Source organism: Amycolatopsis sp. NPDC045836 (assembly GCF_056431745.1).
Genome location: NZ_JBWKKF010000005.1, coordinates 448,763 through 466,785 on the forward strand (window position 1 = coordinate 448,763; position 18,023 = coordinate 466,785).

General features: G+C 72.2%; 16 protein-coding genes. 7 read left to right on the top strand and 9 right to left on the bottom strand.

The annotated features are described in order from the left end of the window. Positions 1 to 205 (top strand): hypothetical protein (locus tag AC07EG_RS11895; RefSeq protein ID WP_478253036.1); only part of this gene is annotated, 205 nt, incomplete at its 5' end. A gap of 166 nt (positions 206 to 371) precedes the next feature. Here the strand turns inward: AC07EG_RS11895 and AC07EG_RS11900 are convergent. Further along, a complete protein-coding gene (locus AC07EG_RS11900) occupies positions 372 to 3,491 on the bottom strand; it encodes a BTAD domain-containing putative transcriptional regulator (protein WP_478253037.1) in 3,120 nt (1,039 codons plus the stop codon). Between the two features lie 101 nt (positions 3,492 to 3,592). Between AC07EG_RS11900 and AC07EG_RS11905 the strand changes: the two genes are divergently transcribed. Together AC07EG_RS11905 and AC07EG_RS11910 are read left to right on the top strand one after the other, a co-directional pair. After that, positions 3,593 to 4,807: a cytochrome P450 gene (locus tag AC07EG_RS11905; RefSeq protein ID WP_478253038.1), complete on the top strand. Its 1,215-nt coding sequence runs from the start codon at positions 3,593 to 3,595 to the stop codon at positions 4,805 to 4,807. 86 nt (positions 4,808 to 4,893) lie between these two features. Continuing rightward, positions 4,894 to 5,787, top strand: a complete 894-nt coding sequence (locus AC07EG_RS11910; protein WP_478253039.1) for a TIGR03619 family F420-dependent LLM class oxidoreductase — start codon at positions 4,894 to 4,896, stop codon at positions 5,785 to 5,787. A 46-nt stretch (positions 5,788 to 5,833) separates the two neighbouring features. Here the strand turns inward: AC07EG_RS11910 and AC07EG_RS11915 are convergent, their stop codons facing one another. The 5 genes from AC07EG_RS11915 to AC07EG_RS11935 all read right to left on the bottom strand — a co-directional run bounded on the left by AC07EG_RS11915 (position 5,834) and on the right by AC07EG_RS11935 (position 10,483). Continuing rightward, positions 5,834 to 6,721, bottom strand: coding sequence for a glycoside hydrolase family 19 protein (locus AC07EG_RS11915; RefSeq protein WP_478253040.1), 888 nt, complete (start codon positions 6,719 to 6,721; stop codon positions 5,834 to 5,836). A gap of 655 nt (positions 6,722 to 7,376) precedes the next feature. Next, complete coding sequence (locus tag AC07EG_RS11920) at positions 7,377 to 8,603, bottom strand: NAD(P)/FAD-dependent oxidoreductase (RefSeq protein WP_478253041.1); 1,227 nt, start codon at positions 8,601 to 8,603, stop codon at positions 7,377 to 7,379. Beyond that, a complete protein-coding gene (locus AC07EG_RS11925; RefSeq protein WP_478253042.1) occupies positions 8,600 to 9,979 on the bottom strand; it encodes a DUF2867 domain-containing protein in 1,380 nt (459 codons plus the stop codon). The genes AC07EG_RS11920 and AC07EG_RS11925 overlap by 4 nt, the downstream gene beginning before the upstream one ends. Positions 9,980 to 10,053: 74 nt before the next feature. After that, positions 10,054 to 10,347, bottom strand: coding sequence for a fumarylacetoacetate hydrolase family protein (locus tag AC07EG_RS11930; protein WP_478253043.1), 294 nt, complete (start codon positions 10,345 to 10,347; stop codon positions 10,054 to 10,056). Beyond that, positions 10,283 to 10,483, bottom strand: coding sequence for a hypothetical protein (locus tag AC07EG_RS11935; protein ID WP_478253044.1), 201 nt, complete (start codon positions 10,481 to 10,483; stop codon positions 10,283 to 10,285). The genes AC07EG_RS11930 and AC07EG_RS11935 overlap by 65 nt, the downstream gene beginning before the upstream one ends. Before the next feature lie 107 nt (positions 10,484 to 10,590). Between AC07EG_RS11935 and AC07EG_RS11940 the strand changes: the two genes are divergently transcribed. Further along, positions 10,591 to 11,481, top strand: coding sequence for a LysR family transcriptional regulator (locus AC07EG_RS11940; protein ID WP_478253045.1), 891 nt, complete (start codon positions 10,591 to 10,593; stop codon positions 11,479 to 11,481). 111 nt (positions 11,482 to 11,592) lie between these two features. Here the strand turns inward: AC07EG_RS11940 and AC07EG_RS11945 are convergent, their stop codons facing one another. Next, positions 11,593 to 12,798: a PQQ-dependent sugar dehydrogenase gene (locus AC07EG_RS11945; protein ID WP_478253046.1), complete on the bottom strand. Its 1,206-nt coding sequence runs from the start codon at positions 12,796 to 12,798 to the stop codon at positions 11,593 to 11,595. Between the two features lie 145 nt (positions 12,799 to 12,943). On the opposite strand from AC07EG_RS11945, the gene AC07EG_RS11950 reads away from it, so the two are divergent. After that, entirely contained in the window at positions 12,944 to 13,765 is an 822-nt protein-coding gene (locus tag AC07EG_RS11950) for a DUF72 domain-containing protein (protein WP_478253094.1), read from the top strand. A 102-nt stretch (positions 13,766 to 13,867) separates the two neighbouring features. Beyond that, complete coding sequence (locus AC07EG_RS11955; RefSeq protein WP_478253047.1) at positions 13,868 to 14,758, top strand: aminoglycoside phosphotransferase family protein; 891 nt, start codon at positions 13,868 to 13,870, stop codon at positions 14,756 to 14,758. Between the two features lie 558 nt (positions 14,759 to 15,316). Here the strand turns inward: AC07EG_RS11955 and AC07EG_RS11960 are convergent. Further along, positions 15,317 to 16,549 (bottom strand): prolyl oligopeptidase family serine peptidase, encoded by a 1,233-nt coding sequence (locus AC07EG_RS11960; protein WP_478253048.1) that lies wholly within the window; start codon positions 16,547 to 16,549, stop codon positions 15,317 to 15,319. 593 nt (positions 16,550 to 17,142) lie between these two features. Here AC07EG_RS11960 and AC07EG_RS11965 point away from each other — a divergent pair. Next, positions 17,143 to 17,565 (top strand): SMI1/KNR4 family protein, encoded by a 423-nt coding sequence (locus AC07EG_RS11965; protein WP_478253049.1) that lies wholly within the window; start codon positions 17,143 to 17,145, stop codon positions 17,563 to 17,565. 67 nt (positions 17,566 to 17,632) lie between these two features. Here AC07EG_RS11965 and AC07EG_RS11970 read toward each other — a convergent pair whose 3' ends face one another. Continuing rightward, positions 17,633 to 17,977 (bottom strand): ArsR/SmtB family transcription factor, encoded by a 345-nt coding sequence (locus AC07EG_RS11970; protein WP_478253050.1) that lies wholly within the window; start codon positions 17,975 to 17,977, stop codon positions 17,633 to 17,635. Between the last annotated feature and the right edge of the window lie 46 nt (positions 17,978 to 18,023).

An 18,023-nucleotide genomic window follows, 5' to 3' on the forward strand; every position in this document is an offset into this window, starting at 1 on the left:
GGGGGGAGATGGCTGGGTATGTTGGCGAGTTTCGGTGGTGGTGGGGTGGTGGCTGGGTGTGCTGGCGGGTTTGGGTGGTGGTGGGGTGGCTGGGTGTGTGTTGCGGGTTTCGGTGGTGGTGGTCGTGGTGGTGGTGGTGGCTGGGGGTTTTGGTGGTGGTGGGTGGCTGGGGTTGGTGGTTTCGGTTTGCTGGTGGTGGGGGTGAAGGTGGTGGCTGGGTGTGCTGCTGGTTCCTGTTTGGTGCCGGTTTGGCTGGGAGGGGCGGCTGGGGTGCTTGCCGGGTTCCGGTTTGCTGGTGGTTGGGTGAGGGCGGTGACTCGGGTGAGGGGGTAGCCAGGTGTGTGCTGCCGGCTTCCGGTGGGGGTGGTGGCTCAGGCGAGGGTGGCCGCGACCAGGTGCTGCCAGTCTGCTTTGGCGCCCGCTTCGGTCACCTCGGTGAAACGTGCGTCGCCGAGGGAGGTGCGGGTGGTTTGTTCGATTCTGGTGCCGTCGGGCTGGGTTTGGTCGGGTAGGCCGCGGATGGTGGTGCTCGCGGCCAGCAGCTGGGCGGCTTGTTCGTGCCGCCCACCGCGGGAAGCCAGGTCCGCGACGCCGACCAGTGCCTGGGCGAGCAGGGTCGGGTGTCCGGCCTCGACCGCCGCCTGGACGGCCGCGTCACGGTGTTCGCGGGCCTCGTCGAGGTCCTCGGCGAGGTAGCCGAGCAGGTCGTGGCGGACCGCGCGGATGTTCGCCCGCTCGGCGTCCTCGCCCAGCAACTCGGTCGCGGCCGCCAGGTGCAGCCGGGCTCGCCGCAGATCGCCGCTCCAGCGCGCCAGGTCGGCTTCCACCAGTGCCAGCTCGGCCAGTGCGGTCGGCCAGGCGACCCGGTCGGCCGACCGCCGCGCCTCGGCCAGCGCCGCCGCGCTCGCGGTTTCGTCGCCGAGCAGCCAGTGCAGTTGCGCCTGCCGCGCCCGCATCCGCACGGCGTCCTCCTCGGCACCGATCTCGGTGACGACCGCGATGGCCTGCTCGTAGTGCTCGCACGCCGCGGCGAACTCCCCGCGCATGGCGATCCGGTTCGCGAGTTCGGTCAGCGCGAACGAAATTCCCCACCGCTCACCGAGGGCGCGGTGCTCGGCGAGCGCTGCTTCGAGGTATTCGTCGGCCTCCCGATCGCCTTGGCCGAGCAGGATCCGCAGCTTGCCGAGCTGCAACCGGGCCAGGGCCCGCACCCACGGGTCGTCGTCGGCGAGCAGCGGCTCGAACGCGGCCAGGTGTTCACCGGGTGCGTGCAGCAGGCGTTCCAGCGGCGCGGCGAACTTCACCACCGGGTGGGCGCTCCGCGCCCGCTGCGCGGCCTCGAACGCCCGGCGGATCCACTCCTGCGCCCGGAACTGGTCGTGCTGCTGCCCGGAGACCACGAACTGGATGACGAACCCGTACACCACCGCGCGCACCTCGTCGGCCACCTCACCCGGCAGGGCGGTGGCCGCCAGGATCAGCTCGTTGCCCTCGGCCTTGTGCCCGCTGAGCCACCAGTACCAGGCAGCCGCGGCGGCGAGCCGCATCGCCCCGGCCGCCTCACCCGCGGCGAGCGCGCCACGCATGGCGGCCCGGAGGTTGTCGTGCTCCTCGCCGAGCACGGCCAGCCAGTCCAGCTGCTCCGCGCGGCGCAGGTGCGGCTCTGCGGTCTCGGCGAGTTCGTTGAAGTACGCGAGGTGGGCCCGGCGCGCCGATTCGGCTTCTCCGGCGCCGGTGAGGCGCTGCTCGGCGTACTCCCTGATCGTGCCGAGCATCCGGTACCGCGGCGCGCCCTTGCCGGTGGTGACCACCAGCGACTTCTCGGTCAGCGAGGTCAGCAGTTCGAGCACCTCCCAGCCCTCGGCCGGGCCCGCCGCGCAGACCCGTTCGGCGGCTTCCAGGCTCGCCCCGCCCGAGAACACCGACAGCCGGCGCAGCACCACCCGTTCGGCCTCGGTGAGCAGTTCCCAGCTCCAGTCGATCACCGCGCGCAGCGTCCGGTGCCGGGGCAACGCGGTCCGGCTGCCCCCGGTCAGCAGCCGGAACCGGTCGTCGAGCCGGTGGGCGAGCTGGTCGAGCGACATCGTGCGCAGCCGGGCCGCGGCGAGTTCGATGGCCAGCGGCATCCCGTCCAGCGCGCGGCAGACCCGCGCCAGGGTGGCCGGGCTGTGGGTGGCGTCCCCGCCGGTGGCGCCCGCCCGGTCCCGCAGCAGCCGGACGGCCGGTGCGGCCTCGACCTCGGCGGGGTCGGCGTGCTCGGCGGGCAGCGGCAACGGCGTGACCCGCCACAGCGCCTCACCGGTGATGCCGAGCGGTTCCCGGCTCGTGGCGAGGATCCGCAGGTGGCGGCATTCGCCGAGGACCCGGTGGGCGAAGGCCGCCGCGGCCTCGACCACGTGCTCGCAGTTGTCCAGCACCAGCAGCACCGGCCGCTCGCGCAACGCGGCCACGACCCGGTCCACCGGCTCCGCGCCCGGCGCGTCCCCGAGCAGCGCGTCCCGCAGCCGGAGCGCGGCGAGCGTCGCCTGGGCCACGTCGCCGTTGTTCCCGATGGGGGCGAGTTCGACCAGCCAGGCGCCGTCCGGGAAATCGCCGAGCAGGGTGCGCGCGGTTTCCGCGGCCAGCCTGGTCTTGCCCGCTCCGCCCGGCCCGAGCAGCGTGGTGAGCCGGTGCCCGGTGACCAGCCCTCGGACGGCGGCCACATCGGACTCCCGGCCGACGAAGCTGGTCAGCTCGGCACGCAGGTTGGTCTCCGGGGTTTCCTCGCGCCGGGTCAGTTCCCCGCGCAGCAGGGCGACGTGCACGGCCGAGAGCTCCGGCGAAGGGTCGACGCCGAGTTCGTCGCTCAGCGCCTCCCGCGTGCGCTCGTACACCCGCAGCGCCTCGCTGTCGCGGCCGCTGGCGACCAGTGCCCGCATCAACGCGGCGACCAGCCGTTCCCGCACCGGGTGCGCGGCCACCAGCGCGGTCAGCTCGGTGACCAGCTCCGCGCCGCGGCCCTGGCTGGTTTCCGCGTCGGCCCAGTCCTCCACGGCGGTCAGGCGCAGGCCCTCGAGGCGGGTGACCGCGGCCCGGACCGCCGCGCTCTCCGGCAATCCGACGTCCTGCATGGCCGCGCCGCGCCACAGGGCAAGACCTTCGCGCAACCGCCGCGGATCGTCTTCCCGCCGGGCCTGGCTCACGAGCCGTTCGAACCGCACCGCGTCCACGGCATCGGGGTCCACCTTCAGCCGGTAGCCGTCCGGCTGCCCTTCGACCACCCCGGCGGGCAGCACCTTCCGCAGCCGGGACACCAGGCGCTGCAAGGCGTTCGCCGCGTCGGACGGCGGGTGCTCACCCCAGATCCAGTCGATGAGCGTGGCCTTCGGAACCGCGTGGCCGGGGTCGAGCGCGAGCGCGGCCAGCAGCCCGCGCAGCCGGGCCCCCGGCACTTCGGCGGGCACGCCGTCGTCCGCCAGCACTTCGAAGGGACCAAGGATGCCGATCTTCACCCGGCGAGTCTGCCACGCGACCCCACCGTGTCAGGACCGTGTCAGGCCGGTGACAGTTCCGCTGGCGAACGTGGGCCGCAACCACCACGAGAGGGAAAACGATGAGCGAAACGGTGTCCATTCCACACGGTCTGCCGATGGAGCGGGACGTCAGCCCGTTCGACCCGCCCAGCGAGATCAGCAGGCTGCGCGAAGCCCGGCCGGTCAGCCCGCTCGTCTTCCCCGACGGCCACGAAGGCTGGCTGGTCACCGGTTACGACGCCGCGCGGCAGATGCTGGCCGACACCCGGTTCAGCTCCCGGCAGGACCTCGGCATCGTGCACGTGCCGTTCGAGACGCCCGGTATGCCCGCCCCCACCGAGCCGTCACCGCCGATGCCGGGGGTCTTCATCGCGATGGACCCGCCGGAACACGGCCGCCTGCGCCGGCGGCTGACCGGCGCGTTCACCGTCAAGCGGATGAAGCAGCTCGAGCAGAACATCATGGAGATCACCGAGCGGCAGCTGGAGCACCTGGCGAGCCTGACCCCGCCGGTCGACCTGGTCGCCGAGTTCGCGCTGCCGGTGCCGTCGCTGGTGATCTGCGAACTGCTCGGGGTGCCCTACGCCGACCGCGAGACCTTCCAGGCCAACTCCGCCCAGTTCCTGGTCAAGGACCAGACGCTGGAGGAGAAGATGGGGGCGCTCGGAGCGCTGATGGGCTACCTCGGCGAACTGGTCACCGGCAAGCGCGCCGAACCGGGTGAGGACATCCTGTCCGACCTGGCCCGGCACGAGGACCTGACCATCGAGGAGCTGGTCGGCGCCGCCTTCCTGCTGCTGCTCGCGGGCCACGAAACCACCGCGAACATGCTGGCGCTGGGCACCTTCGCGTTGCTGGAGCACCCGGACCAGCTGGCCGAACTGCGGGGGAACCCGGAGTTGCTGCCCAACGCCGTCGAGGAACTCCTGCGGTACCTGTCCATCGCGGACATCTTCTACCGCTACGCCACCGAGGACCTGGAACTGGGCGGGGAGACCATCCCGGCGGGCTCGACCGTGGTGGTTTCGCTGCTGGCCGCCAACCACGATCCCCGGCGCTTCGACAACCCCGGCACGCTGGACATCCACCGTTCGGCCCGTGGCCTGCTGTCCTTCGGGCACGGCGTGCACCAGTGCCTGGGGCAGCAACTGGCGCGCATCGAAATGCGAGCCGGTTTCGACGGCCTGCTGCGCCGCTTCCCGGGCCTGCGGCTCGCCATCCCCGCGGACGAGGTGAAGCTCAAGACCGACATGAACATCTACGGGGTCCACGAGTTGCCGGTCACCTGGGGCTAAGGACTAGGCCATCAGGGTGAATACTTGAACGCGCAACTAAGTGCGGGTAGTAGTGGCACCAGTACCCGTTCTGCAGAGGAGTCCCCATGCGCGTTGGATTCACCCTCCCGGGGTTCGGCAAGGCGGCGGCCACGCCGGGTGGGATCGCGCGGTACGCCCGCGCGGCCGAGGAGGCGGGGGCGGCGAGCCTCTGGGTCGGCGACCGGCTGCTCTCGCCGGTCGCCCCGAAGGTGTCCTACCCCGGTTACGAGACCATGCCCGAAGAGTTCTGGACCGCCTACGACCCGTTCACCGCGCTGGCCGTGGCCGCGGCGGTGACCGAGACCGCGGTGCTCGGGTCCAGCACCATCAACGCCACCCAGTACCAGCCCGTCAACCTGGCCCGGCAGCTGACCAGCATCGACGTCGCCAGCGGCGGGCGGCTGCTGCCGGGACTGGGCATCGGCTGGTCACCCGACGAGTACGCCGCCGTCGGCGTGCCGATGGAGGAGCGCGGCAAGCGGCTCGACGACCTGCTCGACCTGCTCGAAGCCTGGTGGACCCGGAACGTGGTGTCGCACGAGGGGATCGGCTACACCGTTCCGGAGACCCACGTCGAGTTGAAGCCGGTGCGCAAGCCGCCGGTGCACCTGGCCGGGTTCGGTGAGCGGGCGCAGCGCCGGGTCGCCGAACGGGCCGACGGCTGGCTGCCGGTCTGGCCGGTGCCCGAGCAGTTCCCCGTGGACGCGCTCACCGGGGCACTGGCGAAGATCCGGGCGCGTGCCGAGGAAGCCGGACGCGACCCGGGGGCGCTGGGCGTGGCGCTGCGGGTGAACGCCGCCCCCGGCACGGCACCGGAACTCGTCGCCGAGTCCGTGGCGAAGGTCGTGCCGGTGCTGGAGCCGGACCACGTCTTCGTGGACCTCACCTACCTGACCGGCAGCGTGGACGAGCACCTCGACCTCACCGGCCGCCTGCTGGACCTGTTCGCCAGGGGCTGACCGGCCGGACGGGGCCCTTCCCCGGCGGTGAAGGGCCCCACCGGGATCAGCAGTAGAGGTTGCCGCCGGGGCTCACCCCGAGGATGCCGGTGAACTGCTGGTACTTGGTCACGCGGCTCTGCACCTGACCGGGGTTCCCGCCGTTGCACTCGAGGCTGCCGTTGATGCTGCGGATGGTCTCGCCGAAGCCGCGGCTGTTCACCATCGCGTTGTGCGGGGTCATCGTGCCGGGGCCGTTCTGGGTCATCCAGTACCAGATGCCGGTCTTCCAGGCCACCGCCGCGTCGTTCTGCACCAGCCACGGATTGGTCAGCAGCGGCAGGCCCAGCGCGTCGCCGGCGGCCTTGTAGTTGAAGTTCCAGCTCAGCTGGATCGGGCCGCGGCCGTAGTAGGCGGCGTTGCCCGCCGGGCAGCCGTAGGACTGGCTGGTGTCGCAGTAGTGCGGGTAGTTGGCCTGGTTCTGCTCGACGATGTGGACCAGTCCGCCGGTCTCGTGGCTGACGTTGGCCAGGAAGGCCGCGGCCTCCTGCTTCTTGATGGTGTCGCTGCCGGTGCCGGCGAAGGCCGGGTACGCCTTCAGCGCGGTGACCAGGCCGTTGTAGGTGTAGAACGGGTTCCGGCTCGGGAACATCTGGTTGAACTGGGCTTCGCTGACCACGAAACCGGACGGGTCCGGCGGGTTGGTCGAACCGCCGCAGGCGCCCTGGTCGGCCCAGACCTGCGCGGTGCCGGGGGTTTCGTTCTGCGTCCACCACTTCGCGGACCAGTTGCGCCCGTTGTGGGAGGCGGTGTCGCCGCCCCAGTAGACCGAACTCGCGTTCCACGGGGTCACGCAGGCCGCCGCGGCGGTGGCGGTCTGGACCGGGACGGCCACGGCGACCGCGGTGGCGGCGAAAGTGGCGGCGAGGGCGGCGAGCATACGTCTGAGCGACATCGGTGGCTCCTTCGCACGAGGGGGACCGGAAATTGGTCTATACCTCCGGAGGTATGGTCCACAGGTATAGACCATGGCGGACAAGAAACCAACCGGCGGCAGCGGGAATGTGCCCGGGCGGACCCGGAGCGCCAGCCGAACGGCCCAACGGCGTCAGCCCCGCCGGCGCGGTCACGTGCCCACCCGGCGCGGCGGCGGGGAGGTCCGCACCCGGGTGGACCTCGGCGAGCCCGGACTGGCGGGAGGCGGGGGAGTAGCCCTCCGGCGGGTGGGCACCGGCTTGGCGGACGGCGGCCGCGGTGGCGGCGAGCAGCGTGCGGCCGAGCGGCTGCACCTGTCCCCACCCGCGGTCAGCCGCACCCGCGGGCGGCTGCGCGCGGTGACCGGCGACGACACCCTGGTGCACACGGGTCACACGATGGTGCCCACGCCGTGCGCGGTGCCGGTCCGCGAGGACGTGGTTGGCGCGGGCGGTGGTGGAGGCCGCCGTGCCGGGAAGGCGGCGTTTCTCGGCTCGAGTGGTGGTGCTGGGGTCCGGGGTGGGGCGTCGGCCAGGGCTACCGTGCGGCGCCCGGGGCTTGCCGGGCCGTCGGTGAGGGCGCCGGTCCGGCCGGAAGCCGCGAGAACGGTGAGGTCCATGCCGGAAACGCTGGGGTTACCCGGACGCAGTCGAACCCAGGTCCGCCAGCACGGCCGCAGCCGCCCGCCGCCCGGAGACCAGCGCGCCCTGCAGGGAGCTGGTGTCGCGGTGGTCACCGCAGACGTAGAGCCCGGCGTCCAGCCGCACCGGCCGGGTCAGCGGGTGACCGGCCGCCATCACCGGCAGCGCCCGCTCGATCCGGTAGGTGGCGATCACCGACCAGTCCGATGTGGACGTTCCGTACAACCTCGCGAGCTGCTCGCGCACCTCGGTTTCGGTGGTGTCCAGGCGTTCCGGCACGGAAGCCGCGATCAGCGACCGGCCCTCGGGGGCGTAGGCGGGGGAGACCTCGCTCATCACGGCGGTGTTCAGCAGCAACCCGGAATCGCCGTCGAGCACGAGGGTGGGTGCGGGCAGCGGGGCTTCGCCGGTGGTGAAGTAGCAGGTGGTCACCGTGTGCCAGTCGGGTGCGGTCACCCCGGGCAGCAGCCGGGCCGCGGTGGTGCCGTCGGTGGCCACGACCACCGCCCGCGCCCGGATCTGTTCACCGTCGGCGAGCCGGACCAGGTTCGGCGCCACCCCGGCGACCTCACGTCCGAAGTGGACGGTTCCGGCGGGCAGTCCGGCGGCGAGCTGGCGGGGCAGCTCCCGCATGCCCAGCTCGGGCACCGCACCGCCGCCGAGCAGGAAGCAGCGCCAGATCAGGTGGAACACCCTGGCGTCGGTGCTCAGGTCGCGGTCGAGGAACACCCCGGCGAGCAACGGCCGCAGCACCTGTTCGACCAGGGCACCCGAGACGCGGGCACGGCTCAGCTCGGCGGCGATCGTCCGGTTCCGCGGCCGCCGCAACCGGCTGCTCGGCAGCAGCAGGTCGCGGGCGGACAGGGCCAGCGCGCCCGCGCCGCTCAGGGGTGCCTTGGCGGCGAAGCGGAGCAGCCCGGCCAGCGCCTTCGGCTGCCACGGCAGGGCCAGCAGCGCACCGTCGGCGGTTCGCGCCCCGCGGGTGAAGGCACGCAGCCGCAGCGCCGCGAGGTCCACTGTGGACTTGAAGACCGGGTAGGCGGGCAGCAGCACCTGGAACCCGCGGTCGAGCCGGAACCCGTCGACCAGATCGGTGCGCACCCGGCCGCCCACCTCGCCGGCGGCCTCCAGCACGGTGGTGCTCAGCCCGCGCCGGGTCAGCTCACCGGCGGCCGCGAGCCCGGCCAGCCCGGCGCCGATCACCACCACGTCCTGCGTCACGGATGCCTCCCCTGGTGTTCGGCGGCTCGGACCAGGTTCCGCGCCATCAGGCCGAAAACGAGGTCGTGGGCCGGTTTCTGCAGTCGCCAGTAGGCGTGCCCGGCCGGGCCACGCGGCACGAAGCTGAGCTTCTGGCGGTAGCTGACCGCGCCGCCGCCGGTTTCCGCGCTCATCTCGAGCAGGGTGTGGCCCGGCAGCTTCATGTCGGCACGCAGCACGAGCCGCCGGTGGGCGTCGTCGCGGTGCTCGACGGTCCAGAAGTCGACCACGTCGCCGCGGGCGAGTTCGGGCTGCCGCCCGCGGTAGAGGCCCGCACCGCCGGCCAGGTGGTCGAGCAGGCCGCGCACCTCCCACAGCAACGGGATGCCGAACCAGCCGCGGCTGCCGCCGACGGAGGTGATCACCCGCCACAGCTCCGCGGCACCCGCCGTGGTCGGGCACACCCGCTCATCGAGGTAGGGCTCGGCCGCCGACGCCCCGGTGACCGGTGTGCCGGCCGCGCGCAACGCGTTGTCGATGCTCGTCGGGCCGCCGGGCGGCGCGGGCAGGCGGGTGGTGATCTCCGGTGCCGTGTCGCTCAGGTCGTGGTCGAGCGAGGCGAACAGCGGCGCGGCCACCGCGGCGGGCACGGACGTGGTCAGCGCGGCGGCGCGGGCCGCCAGCCGGTGCGACCACAGCGGGGCCGGAACGGGCAGGCGCACCGGCAACCCGGCCACGCGGGCGCAGCGCTGCACCAGGTCGAAGTGGCTCAGCCGCTCCGGCCCGGACACGGCGAACCGGCCGCGCAACGGGGTGGGCAGGGCGGCCGCGGCCGCCAGGTGGTGCAGCACGTCGCCGGCGGCCACCGGCAGGCTGGTCCGGTTCATCCAGGCCGGGCGCGGCAGCACCGGGGAAGCGCGGGTGAACCGGCGCAGCAGCTCGAACCCGGCCGAGCCGGGGCCGATGACCATGGACGCTTCCAGCAGCAATGCCGGGGCGCGCGCGGCGGCCAGCAGGTCGCCGACCTCGGCCCGCGAGGCGAGGTGCTCGGACAGCTCACCGGCGGGCCGGGGACCGCCGAGGTAGACCAGCTGCCGCACCCCGGCGCGGTCGGCCTCGGCGGCGACCGTCCGCGCGGCTTCGCGGTCCACCGCGGCGAAGTCGGGGCGCTCCAGCGAATGCACCAGGTGGTAGACGACGTCGACGCCGTCCATGGCGGCGCGTACCCGGGCCGCGTCGGTGACGTCGCCGAAGCGGATCTCCGCCTGCCGCGGCACGCGTGCCGCCGAGCCGGTGGTGCGGACGAGCGCCCGCACGTCGTGCCCGGCCCCGGCCAGCACGGGCACCAGCCGCGAGCCGAGGTGGCCCGAGGCGCCCAGCACCAGGCAACGGCTCACCGGACCACCCCCGGGCGGTCTTCCCTCTGCTGGGCCACCGGCACCGCCACCTCACCTCGTCCGTGAGGCCGACGCTAATCGCGGTGTGGCCGTGCCGCAGCGTGAAGGCGGGTGGTTCCCCGCCGGTGGGCGCGCGGGATGGACCGCACCGCCGCGCCCGGCACGACGGTGCGGCACAGGCTGCCGATGCCTTCGGCGGTGAGCCGGACGGTGCCGCCGGGACGCAGGGGCGGCCGGTCGCTGCCCCGGTTCCACAGCTCGGCCAGGCACCCGCCGTTGCCGCAGGTCCCCGAGCCGAGCACGTCACCGGGCACGACCGCGGTGCCGCGCGAGGCGCAGGCGAGCATCTCCTCGAACGCCCAGCTCATGTTCGACAGCAGGTCCGGCGCCGACGACCTCGCCGTCGGCGCCGGACTGGAACACCTGCCGCGGCGCGATCGCGGCGTGCACGCGCAAGCCGTCCAGCTCGCGCCAGTCCCCGGGTGCGGTCCCTGGCGTGACCATCAGGTGTTCTCCTGGTAATCGAGGACTACTCTGACGCGAGGTGGGAAATCATGGAAATGAATGTCTTCTATGGAAACCATCCACAGCCTGGATAGCCCGGAGCGGCGATGAACCTGTCCAACCTGGACCTCAACCTGGTGGTCGCCCTGCGTGCGCTGCTCGAGGAACGCAACGTCACCCGGGCCGGGGAACGGCTCGGCCTGACCCAGCCCGCGATGAGCGCGGCACTGGCCCGGCTGCGGCGCCACTTCGACGACCAGCTGCTCTCCCGCGTCGGCGCCCGCTACGAACTGACCCCGCTCGGCGCGGTCCTGCGTGACCGCAGTGCCACCGCGTGCCAGGTGCTCGAACGCCTCTTCACCAGCCAGGCCGACTTCGACCCCCGCACCGAAACGCGGGAGTTCACCCTGGTCACCTCCGACTACGGCGCCACCGTGTTCGGCCTCGAACTGGCCCGCGCCCTGCACGAGGAGGCGCCGGGGGTGCGCCTGACCCTCCAGCAGACCTCCCCCGCCGTGCTGGAGAACCTGCCGAACCTGCTCAGCACGGTCGACGGCCTGCTGATGCCCCACGGCGTCATCGACGGCTTCCCGGCCACCGACCTGTTCACCGACCAATGGGTGTGCCTGCTCGCCGACGACCACCCCGAGGTCGACGGCGAACTCACCCTCGACCACCTCGCGCGGCTGCCGTGGGCGGCCTACCAGCGCGCCTACGACGCCCCGATCACCCGGCAGCTGAGCATGCTCGGCATCGGCCCGCACGTGGAGGTGTCCGTGCCCTCGTTCCACCTGCTGCCCGGCCTGGTCGCCGGCACCCGGCGCGTGGCGATGATCCAGCGGCGCCTCGCCGAGCGCCTGCCGACCCCGGGCGTGCGGCAACTGCCGTGCCCGTTCCCCGCCGTGCCGCTGCAGGAAGCCCTCTGGTGGCACCCGCTGCACACCCAGGACGCCGGCCACATCTGGCTGCGCGAGCTCGCCCGGCGCGTGGCCGCTTGATGCCCGGTGCCGGGAACGCCGCACCGGCCGCGGATGGTGGGCATCTTCCGGCCGTACGCCGAGAGGCCCGCGGTGGCGTCCGGGCCGCACGCGACCCGGACGCCACGGGGATCAGCGGGCCGGTGGGACCCGCTCGAACCGCACCTTGCTCAGCCACCCCGGCAGGTCGCTGAGCACGTACAGCTCGCCGTGCACGTCGGTGCCGATGGCGGTCGGCTGGGTGGGGAAGTTGCCGATCACGGCGGATTCGTAGCCGCCACCGTGCTTGGGCCGCACGGCGAACACCCGGGTCGAGCAGTAGTCGCTCGCGACGTAGGTGCCCCGTGCCGCCGGGGTCACCGAACCCCGGTACACCACGCCGCCGGTCACCGAGCAGTTGTCGTTGTAGTGGTCGTACTCGAAGACCGGGTCGGTGTACTTCGCGTCCGACCGGCACTGCAGCGGGTCGAACACCGGGGTGCCCTCCCGGCAGGACCAGCCGAGGTTCGCCCCGCCCTGCCACGGGCGGACGTGGTTGACCTCCTCGACCAGGCCCTGGCCGACGTCACCGATCCACAGCGAGCCGTCGACCGGGTCGATGGAGAACCGCCACGGGTTGCGCAGCCCGTAGACCCAGATCTCCGGCCGCGCACCCGGCACGTGGACGAACGGGTTGCTGCCGGGCACGCAGTACGGCTTGGCCCCGCAGCTGCGCTTGACGTCGATGCGCACGATCTTGCCGAGCAGGGTGCCGAGGTCCTGCCCGGCCTTGAACGGGTCGTGGGTGTGCCCGCCGTCGCCGAGCGACCAGTAGAGGTAGCCGTCGCGGCCGAACGCCACCTGGCCGCCGTTGTGGTTGCCGTATTCGGCGTGTTCCTGGGTGAGCAGCACCTGCACCTGCTCGGGAGCGCCGAGGGGCACCCGCGCCAGGGTCAGCGCGCCCGCGGGCAGGCTCGTGTAGGCCACGTAGAGCATCCCGGTCGAGGCGAAGTCGGGTGCGGGCGTGATGCCGAGGAGGCCGCGCTCGTTGTCCGACGGGTCGATCCGGGCGGTCAGGTCGAGCACCGGCTCGGCCGCCAGCCCGGTGCCGGGGTGGTAGGCGCGGACGGTGCCGTTCTTCTCCGCGATCAGCATCCGGCCGTCGGGCAGGCCGGTGATCGCGATGGGTCTCTGCAGGCCGTGAGCCACCTGTTCGGACACCACGGTCAGCTCGGCCAGCGGTGCGGCGGGGGTGGGGGCGGCGCCGCCTGCCGACACCGGGGGCAGCAGCAGGGCGGAAAGGGCGAGCACGAACAAGCCGGCCAGCAGGGTGACCGGGCGACAACGTCGTCGCGACATGGTTGAGCTCCTCGAGCGGGTGGGGTTTGGGAGCGCTCCCAACCGTACCGCGAATCCAGGGCGACATCCAGTGCCCGGCCGGCTGCGGAGTAGATTGACCGTCGAGCGAAGGGAGTTGGGGGTGCGTCTTCACGTCGGCTGCGCGATGTGGACCCACAAGGCGTGGCCGGGGCGGTTCGTGCCGCAGTCGCTGCCGGTCAAGGAGCGCTTGCGGGCCTACGCGGGCTGGTGCAACGCGGTCGAAGGCAACACCACCTTCTACGCCACACCCGCCCGGCACACCGTCGAGACCTGGGCGCAGCAAACCGACCCCGGTTTCCGGTTCGTGGTGAAACTGCCCAAGGTCGTCACGCACGAACGCCGGTTGACCGGGGTGGAAGTGGAGATGCGGGCGTTCCTGGACGCGATGGAACCGCTGGGGGACCGGGCGGTCCTGTGGACCCAGCTGCCCGCCTCGTTCGGTCCATCGGAGGTCGATGCCCTCGGCCGGTTCCTGCGCCGGCTGCCCGCCGGCCGACGGCGGGCCGTGGAGGTGCGCCACCCGGGTTTCTTCACCGACACCGGCGCGATGTCACTGGAACGGACGCTCACCGGCGCGAGCGCGGAGTGGGTTCCGTTCGACACCACGGTTTTCTTCCAGAGCCCGCCGGTCACCGCGACCGAGCAGGAGACCTGGACGATGAAACCGCGAGTGCCGCGGCGGATGCGGGCGCTGACCGACCAGCCGATCGTCCGCTACCTGGGACGGGATTCGGCCGCGGAAACGGCCGAGGGCTGGCAGCCGTGGACCGAGGTGGTCGCCGCCTGGCTGCGCGAAGGCCGCTCACCCACGGTCTTCGTCCACACCCCGAACAACGATGAGGCCCCGGCCTTGGCCCGCCAATTCCACGATGACGTGCGGACACTGGTGCCCGAACTGGACCCGCTGCCCGATCCGGAGCCGATCGAACCCGCCACCCTGTTCTGAGCCGCCTTCGCCCGGCTCGGCCATGCCTCCGGTGGGGTTCTGAAAAGCGACGAGCACGGCCACCGCACCGCCGCCGCCGCCCGGCGGTTACTGTTGCCCGGCATGATCGAAACAACCGCGGAGCTGGTCCGCGACCTCGTCCGCGACCAGCACCCCGAGCTCGCCGATCGCCCGGTCCGGTTGGGCGCGCGTGGCTGGGACAACCAGCTGTGGCGGCTCGGTGAGGACCTCGCCGTCCGGCTGCCCTGGGCGACCGATTCCGCGGACGCGCTGCTGCGCAAGGAATTCCGCTGGCTGCCGGAGCTCGCTCCGCGCCTTCCGCTGCCGGTTCCCGTGCCACAGCGATTCGGCGAGCCCTCCGCGCGGTTTCCCCGGCCCTGGCTCATCACCACGTGGCTTCCGGGCACGCCCGCCGACCGCGCTCCCGCCACGCGCGCCCTCGATGCGGCCACGTCCCTGGCCACGTTCCTGACGGCACTGCACCAACCCGCTCCCGACGACGCACCCGCGGGCCGGGACCGCGGCGGGCCGCTGGCCGACCACACCGGCCGGTTCACCGCGGGGCTCACCTCCGCCGTCGAACGCGGACTCGTCCAGGACCCGGACGCCGTCCGTGCCGTCTGGGACGACGCGGTCGCCGCACCTGCTTGGCCGGGCCCGCCGCACTGGCTGCACGCCGACCTGCACCCGGCCAACGTCCTCACCGCCGACGGCACCTTCTGCGGCGTGCTCGACTTCGGCGACCTGTGCGCCGGCGATCCGGCCTACGACCTCTCCGCCGCCTGGCTCCTGCTCCCGGACGACGCCGCCTTCTTCGCGGCCTACCAGCCGTCCCCGGACCCCGCCACCCTGCGCCGAGCCCGCGGCTGGGCCGTGGCCCGTGCGCTGGGTGGCATCCTCATCGGTGATGCCGGGGCACACGGCCGCCCCGGCGGTAAAGCGACTTGGGGGCCGCCCGCCCAGGTTGCCTTGAAACGCCTCACCGCGGTCTGAGCATCATCGTCGACGGTGTCACCTGTCGATGGGGAGTCCGCGGACGGCCGACCTATGACCAAGGACTGGGTTCAAGGGCGCTGACTTCCGCCGTGGCACGGGCCGGTGTCACGGGCACCGTTCTGGCCAGCCACACCTCTCGTGCATCGCGGGGATCAACTGCATTCGTGGTCACGAATCGCAACGAGGTCGCCGATACCCGCTGCCGCGTCTCGCCCTCCAGCGCCGCGAGCGCGGGGTGCGCGGCCCGCCGCCATTCCAGCTGCGGTCCTCGATCCGGGCGGAGGACCACGGGCAGGTCGGCGAACCACTCGTCACGGGCCAGGTCCCGAACCGTGCACGCCTGGTCAACGCGGAGTTCCGGCAGCGATCGCCTCGTGCGGCCTGCCGGTGGAACTGTTCGTTGGCGGGGAGGAAGTCGGGCTTCCAGCCCGATCCGCGCGGTTCCTTCGGGGGCACGGCGGAAACCGTGCCACAGCACGCAGCGCTCGGGCGATTCGTGAGCGCCCCTTGGCGTGCCGGTGCCCGCGAACGGCACGTCCGCGGGCACCGCCCAGCTCACCGCCGCTGGTGCGCCATCCACTGCCAGATGCGGGTTCCGCGGATGCTCGGGTCGTTGCGGGCCACGTAGATCCACGACCAGTGGCCGGGGAACTGGTGGCCGTTCCAGACCACGTTGTCGTAGAGGGTCATCAAGGAGCCGGAGATGAGGTCGTGGGCGTGGACGGTGTTGGCCCGCGGGTCCACCGTGGTGTCGTCGAGGGAGGTGACCAGCCAGGTGGGGGTGCGGATGGCGGCCAGTTCGGCGTCGGGGATCAGGGTGGGGCCGCCGCCCAGCGAGGTGACCACCCCGCAGATCGGGACGGACGCGGCGAAGGTGGTGGGGTAGACCGTGGTCATCTTCAGGCTCATGTAACCGCCGTTGCTGCACCCGGCCACGTAGATGCGCTCGGGGTCGACGGGGTGCGCGCGCACGACATCGCGGACGATTTCGTGGATGAGCGGGGCGAAGCGGGGGCCGTCCTGCATCCAGGCGGAGGTGCTCTGCGGGGCGACGACGTAGGCGCCGCCGAAGATCTGCTGCGCCTCACGGGTGGCGAAGCCCAGCGCACCGCGGTTGGCGCGGAGCGTGGTTTCGTTGTCGTAGTAGCCGTCCGGCAGGGAAGCGCCTTCGCCGCCGCCGTGCAGCCAGACGATCAGGGGACGCCTGCCGTGCCGGGGTGGTGCGTAGAGCCGGTACTTCATGCCCGACGCGGAGACGTGGTGGCTGAAGGCGTCGACCTCGGGATTGGCCAGCCCGCCCTGCGCGAAGCGTGAGATGGTGACCGGCCGGCCGTGGCGCAGGGTGATCGGGGCGTGCTGGGTGATGGTGTAGGCGAGGTCGAGCCGGAAGTTGCGGCCCTTGGCCGGGAGGTAACCGAGGGTCGCGCCGCCGGGTTGCCCCTCGGCGTGGCTCAGGGTGAGCACGATGTTGCCGCGGCGGTCCAGTCGGGCGGCGGTCACCGGCCGGTCGAGGTCGTACACCGGCTCGGCGGTGAGCGGGAGCGTGGCCTTGGCGTGCACGCCGAACGTGCTGGTGGTCAGGCTGGCCGGGTCGATCGGCCCGAGCCGGGAGGTGTCGAGGGTGAGGGCGGTGACCTGCTCACCGCCGTCGAGCGTCACCGCGTTGAGGGTGAAACCCACGCTCGGGGTGTGGTGGTCCCCGGCGTGGGCGAGGCCGGGCAACGCCAATCCGGCGGCAGCCCCCGCCCCCACGGCCAGCACAGCGCGACGATTGATCAACATGGCCATGCGAACTCCTTCGTCCGTGTTCCCGATTGGATCATCGCAGCTGGAGCGGCCGAACAGGAACGGCCGGACGCCGACCTCATTGGTCCGAACGACCCATCCCGAAGACGGCCGCCCCGTACCGTTGCAGTCCGCTCTGTCCAACTGGTTCCGGCGCACCGACGATGACGAAGTCGAACTGCCCCAGCTCGCCGGGCACCTGCGGAACACGCCCGAACCCCGTAGCGATTGGCCGGTCGGACTGCTGGCGCCACGGGCTTTCGCCGGCCCGGAAGAGGACACTGTCCGTCCGGCGCTCGAACGGTGCAATCGATGGCCCGGGCTCAACTTCGACGAATCCCGGAACTGCCACCGCAGCACGACGCCGCCCATCGCCGGACCATGGCGCAACTCGCTGCCGCCACCTATGGCGAGGGCCGAAACCCTGGGGCCTCGATGCTGCGAACCGGTGACCACCTCGCGCAGCTGTCCATGCACTGCAGTGAATCCTCCGGATACCAGCAGTGGTACCTGTTCGACAGCATTTGGGCGGGGACTCACCCTGATCTGGCTCAATCAATGCTGCGTTACGCCGGCCATTGGGACCCGATCGGCAGTTGAGGACCGGTGCGGGTGATCACGGCGTCCAGCAGCCGCTGACCGAGGACATGGTGCGAGAAGGCGAGCGCGTGCTCGGCGTGACGCTGCCTTCGGCGCTGCTCGAACTCCTGCGGATCCAGAACGGCGGCACCGTGCCTGCCGGACACCTCGGGCTCGATTATCGCGGATGCGGGCGAAGTGGCGAACCCAAGGTGACCTGGTTCGAAACCGATCCCGCTGCGGAAATGGTGCTGGCCGGTGAATTCCGCTCGTTCGTCGAGGGCCTTACCGCACGGTTCGAGAGGCGGCCGTTCCCGCCGACAGCGGGCCTCGTCCATGCCCGTGCCGCAACAGCCCCCGGTTTCTCCGTGCGCAATCCGGTGACCAGAAGAGGAATCCCGGCACCGCCGCATCGCACAGCCCAATCGCCTGACCGGTGAAGCACTCGTGCGCCTCGGGCAGTGTTCGCAGCACTCCACCCGCTTCTCCCGTCGCCGAGGAGACGGCTCAGTCCCGCAGGCCCAGACGCAGGTGCTCGATGTGGTAGATGGCTTCGTCGAGCAGCATGGCGACGTGGTTGTCGTGGAGCCGGTAGACGATGCTGCGGCCGTGGCGTGTGTTGGTCACCAGGCCGAGGTTGCGCAGCAGGCGCAACTGGTGGGACACCGCGGACTGCTCCATTCCCACGGCCTCCGCGAGTTCCCCGACCGACGCGTCGCCTTCCCGCAGGCGCGTGAGGATTCGCAGGCGGCTCGGGGTGGCCAGGGCCTGCAGGGTGTCGGCCACGACGGTCGCGTCCTCCGCGCTGAGTTGTCCCCGCGGACGGGCGTGTCCCCGTGCTTCGTGGCCCATGGCACCAGTGTAACGAGCAAACGAATGAAGATCTGTTCATATGTAT

Bases quoted from the DNA above. Each gene is read 5' to 3' on its own strand.
- AC07EG_RS11955 (WP_478253047.1), top strand. From the start codon at position 13,868: ATGATCGAAACAACCGCGGAGCTGGTCCGCGACCTCGTCCGCGACCAG.
- AC07EG_RS11945 (WP_478253046.1), bottom strand. From the start codon at position 12,798: ATGTCGCGACGACGTTGTCGCCCGGTCACCCTGCTGGCCGGCTTGTTC.
- AC07EG_RS11960 (WP_478253048.1), bottom strand. From the start codon at position 16,549: ATGGCCATGTTGATCAATCGTCGCGCTGTGCTGGCCGTGGGGGCGGGG.
- AC07EG_RS11910 (WP_478253039.1), top strand. From the start codon at position 4,894: ATGCGCGTTGGATTCACCCTCCCGGGGTTCGGCAAGGCGGCGGCCACG.
- AC07EG_RS11905 (WP_478253038.1), top strand. From the start codon at position 3,593: ATGAGCGAAACGGTGTCCATTCCACACGGTCTGCCGATGGAGCGGGAC.
- AC07EG_RS11915 (WP_478253040.1), bottom strand. From the start codon at position 6,721: ATGTCGCTCAGACGTATGCTCGCCGCCCTCGCCGCCACTTTCGCCGCC.
- AC07EG_RS11950 (WP_478253094.1), top strand. From the start codon at position 12,944: ATGTGGACCCACAAGGCGTGGCCGGGGCGGTTCGTGCCGCAGTCGCTG.
- AC07EG_RS11935 (WP_478253044.1), bottom strand. From the start codon at position 10,483: ATGGTCACGCCAGGGACCGCACCCGGGGACTGGCGCGAGCTGGACGGC.
- AC07EG_RS11940 (WP_478253045.1), top strand. From the start codon at position 10,591: ATGAACCTGTCCAACCTGGACCTCAACCTGGTGGTCGCCCTGCGTGCG.
- AC07EG_RS11930 (WP_478253043.1), bottom strand. From the start codon at position 10,347: ATGAGCTGGGCGTTCGAGGAGATGCTCGCCTGCGCCTCGCGCGGCACC.
- AC07EG_RS11970 (WP_478253050.1), bottom strand. From the start codon at position 17,977: ATGGGCCACGAAGCACGGGGACACGCCCGTCCGCGGGGACAACTCAGC.